This is a genomic window from Weissella fangxianensis, from assembly GCF_024718545.1.
GTDB classification, from domain to species: domain Bacteria; phylum Bacillota; class Bacilli; order Lactobacillales; family Lactobacillaceae; genus Weissella; species Weissella fangxianensis.
Genome location: NZ_JAMXDB010000067.1, coordinates 1 through 4100 on the forward strand (window position 1 = coordinate 1; position 4100 = coordinate 4100).

Consider the following 4100-nt stretch of genomic DNA (forward strand, 5'->3'; position numbering starts at 1 on the left):
CCGTATTTTATAAGGCGGAATACCTTGTAGATACATTGTGACAGCTTCAATTTGTACTTCTTTTGAAAACATAGTAAAACCCCGTAAGTTTTGGAAATTACTCCAACTTACGGGGTTCAGTTCACCCAATCCTTTTTAATTACTATTAATTCTTTTATTTATTAGTCAATCCTTGTTGCACAACTGGTAATAGTTCTTGCCAAGTTGTTTCGAAAATCGTCCGAAACAAATTATCGTCCCAGCGTCCCGCAAAAAATGGGTGGTAAAAATACGTAAACGTCTGCATAACAGTTTGTCCACGTTGTTGACGGAATGTATCCCAAGCCATAATTTTTTCTACAGCTATCGCAAATTCCTTTAAACGTGGTTCAATCAAGTTTTCACACCGTCCCAATTCAAATTGATAAAATGCTAGCATTTCTGGTGCAGCTGCAAAGCTTTCTTGACGACGCGTTGAGAGTAACCACAGCCAATCATGTAGCGCTTGTACACGGTTATCCGCAGGTACACGCTCACTAGCTTCTATAATAGGTGCATCCACCTCTTCTAGCCAATCTTTATCCATTTCTGTAAATAAAGCATCGCGGTTGGCAAAATGTTTATATAACGCTGCCGGCGTAATTGCTAATTTACGTGCAACATCAGCAAGGCGTGCCTTTTCATAACCTTTTTCTTTCAAGACCGCTTGCGTTGCTTCAAAAATTGCTGTTTTTGTAACTTTTGACATCTTGCTTCCTCTCCCAATTTATTAATCTCTACCATTATACCCATCTCGTCAATGAATACAAACTATCTAATTTAGTTTATTAATATTTTTTGTTATACTGAACGAATAGATAGTCAACAAAAATGACTGAATTTTATTGAACACGGGGTGTAAATATATGACTATTTCATCATTAACAGATACATTTACCTTGGCAAATGGTATCAAAATCCCAGTAATTGGGTTTGGAACTTGGCAAACACCTGATGGGGACGTTGCTTACCAAAGCGTTTTAGATGCCTTAAAAGCTGGTTATCATCATATAGATACAGCTGCCGCTTATGGTAACGAAGCTTCAGTGGGACGTGCCATCAAAGACTCAGGTATCCCACGTGAAGAACTGTTTGTGACGTCAAAACTCTGGAACGACAGCCATAGTTATGAGGCTGCTAAAATAGCGTTAGATAAATCATTAGACTTACTTGGTTTAGATTATTTGGACTTATATTTGATTCACTGGCCAAATCCATTAATCAATCGACGTGATTGGGATAAAGCCAATGCAGAAGCTTGGCGTTATATGGAAGATGCCTATACTGAAGGAAAAATTCGAGCAATCGGTGTTTCTAATTTCCAGATTGAACACCTAGAAGCCTTGGTTAAAACTGCAACCATTAGACCAATGGTCAACCAACTATTTATCAACCCATCTGACTTAGAACAAGATGTTGTTGATTATAACAAGGCTCACGATATTCTAACTGAAGCTTATTCACCGCTTGGAACTGGTTCATTACTTGCAGTACCTCAAATCAATGACATTGCCGCTAAATATGATAAATCAGCTGCCCAAGTCCTTGTTCGCTGGTCGCTACAACACGGTTTCTTACCTTTGCCTAAATCAACACATGCCGAACGCATTAACCAAAATGCAGCTGTCTTCGACTTTGAATTAACAGATGCAGAAATTGCAACGTTAGATCAATTAGAAGGTGTTGCTGGTACACATCAAGACGCCTCACAAGTTGAGTTTTAAAATTTAATCGCTTATCAAAAAGCTGGAACGAAAGAAATTGTTCCAGCTTTTTTTGAGCTAAATTTTTCTAAAAATGAATAAATATTAAAAACATTTGTTTTATAAGTATAAAAAGCGTTACAATGAATTTGTGAAAGCGCTTCCGTTGAATGTTACTGTTTGGTTTATTTATACTGGGGAGGTATAACTATGTCTAAGAAAGTTGCTGTTGTTACCGGATCAGCTGGAGGATTAGGTAAGGGTATCGCTGAGCGTTTACTTAAAGATGGTTTTAATGTCATGATCCATGATATTAACCAAGATGCCTTAACTAAGACAGCGGAAGAATTGAAATCACTAGGTGATGTAGCCACTTTCGTTGGGGATGTTTCTAAGAAGGAAGATCAAGAAGCATTAGTAGCCGCAACGGTTGAAAAGTTTGGTCAGTTAAACGTCTTTGTTAACAATGCTGGCGTTGAAGCCGTGACACCATTCCTAAAGATTGACGCATCTGAATTAGAACGCACCTTTAAGATCAATGTCTTTGGAACAGTTTATGGTACACAAGCTGCTGCTGAACAATTTATCAAGCAAGGTACACCAGGTAAAATTATTAACGCCTGCTCAATTGCTGGTCATGAAGCTTATGAAGTCTTGGGTACATACTCAGCTTCAAAGCATGCTGTCAAAGCCTTTACCCATGTTGCAGCTAAGGAACTTGCATCAAAGCACATCACCGTCAATGCTTACTGCCCTGGTGTTGCTAAGACTAAGATGTGGGATCGTATTGATGCTGAAATGGTCAAGGCCGACCCTTCATTGAAGCCAGGTGAGCCATTCGCTAAGTTCTCTGGTGAAATTGCTTTGGGACGTTACGAAACACCTACTGATGTTGCCAACTTAGTCCACTTCTTAGCTTCTGAAGATTCAGACTATATCACAGGTCAAGCAATCTTAGTTGATGGTGGTTTGGTTTATAACTAAGCTATAGTTAATTAAATATTTTAATCAAAAATAGAGCAAGTCAGAAAGAATCCTAGATTCCTCTGACTTGCTCTTTGTTTTTATACAATTAGAGATTAATCCCTAGTTCACCATATTATAGTTCTTTGGCTGCATAATTAATTTCATACAACATTGAACCATCAATAACCTCTGTCTTACCGTCACGAGTTATCTTTAGCTCTGTTGATGCTAGATAACGTGTATAAGTTGGTTGCAATCCCATGGCATCAAACTGCTTCTTTTGCTCATCTGAAGCCATACCATAAATGTTGATTAAGTTAATTTCCTTAGGATCAAAAATCTTATACTCAACTGCCATATCATCCTGCGTAAAGGTATAATGAATTGTTTTGGGCGTTACCTTGCCAGTCTCTTCTTGGACGTACGTATCTAAAATTTCTACCTTAGCGTTATCGACACTGGTGTTTTCAAAGACACGATTACCTTGACTGTCATCAATCGTAAATAATGGAATTTCCGGTTGACCAAAGCGATCACCACCAACCATATCATAAATTAAGACGTTGTAATCACCAACATTTTGGCGACCCCAAACCCAGTGATGGAAGGCAACTGATGGATGAATATTGAACCATTGGTGGTTATAGTAAGCAGTTCCATTAACATGCTTCTTCTCACCATTAATAGTTACTTCACCACTAGCTGTCAAACTTGTGACACAGATAAAGTTATAATAATATTCTTCATTCTCACCAAAAGCAATATATCCTGATCCAGGACGGAATGGTTCTACCTGAGATTCAAAGTGTAGATCAACTGCCGTTTTATGCTCAACTGACTTCTTACCTTCCATTACCAATTCTTGATCGGCCTCTGGCTCAATATGAATATCATAATTACGCCAGTTATCACCAACTAATGTACTAGGCCCCCACTTCAAGTCTAATTGATCCTTGCTTGAATAGGTATCTTTAACATCATAAAGACGGTAATCATAAAATGGTTGGCCATCTGCTGACGTATAGTTAATAGCCACATTAGGGTTATCACCCTTGGTTTCCACTTGATCTGTTGACTTTGGACGGAATCCTAAGATCAATGTTGACCCATCATCCAAACTACAATCTAGGTACCAAACTTCGGCATGTCCCGCTTCATCATTATCGCGGCGTCCATCTTCCCAATTTTCAACCTTATCAGGATTAATACCTAACTTTTGGTAATCTGCTGGACGATTCATAATTCTTCCTTGTGCCATAAAAAAGCCCCCTTATATTATTGACAGTGCTGAACTGAACCCCGTAAGTTGGAGTAATTTCCAAAACTTACGGGGTTTTACTATGTTTTCAAAAGAAGTACAAATTGAAGCTGTCACAATGTATCTACAAGGTATTCCGCCTTATAAAATACGGA

General features: G+C 38.4%; 4 protein-coding genes. 2 read left to right on the top strand and 2 right to left on the bottom strand.

From position 1 onward, the window contains the following. Window positions 1–154: 154 nt before the first annotated feature. Window positions 155–727, bottom strand: coding sequence for a TetR/AcrR family transcriptional regulator (locus NGR58_RS09950; RefSeq protein WP_258089342.1), 573 nt, complete (start codon window positions 725–727; stop codon window positions 155–157). Between the two features lie 157 nt (window positions 728–884). Here NGR58_RS09950 and NGR58_RS09955 point away from each other — a divergent pair, with 157 nt between their 5' ends. Both NGR58_RS09955 and NGR58_RS09960 read left to right on the top strand, forming a co-directional pair. Continuing rightward, complete coding sequence (locus NGR58_RS09955) at window positions 885–1742, top strand: aldo/keto reductase (RefSeq protein ID WP_258089343.1); 858 nt, start codon at window positions 885–887, stop codon at window positions 1740–1742. A gap of 189 nt (window positions 1743–1931) precedes the next feature. Beyond that, window positions 1932–2705 carry an acetoin reductase gene (locus tag NGR58_RS09960; protein ID WP_258089344.1) on the top strand — a complete coding sequence of 258 codons (774 nt, stop codon included), beginning with the start codon at window positions 1932–1934 and terminating at the stop codon, window positions 2703–2705. A gap of 115 nt (window positions 2706–2820) precedes the next feature. Here NGR58_RS09960 and NGR58_RS09965 read toward each other — a convergent pair whose 3' ends face one another. Next, window positions 2821–3945, bottom strand: a complete 1125-nt coding sequence (locus NGR58_RS09965) for a lipocalin-like domain-containing protein (RefSeq protein ID WP_258089345.1) — start codon at window positions 3943–3945, stop codon at window positions 2821–2823. Window positions 3946–4100: the final 155 nt, after the last annotated feature.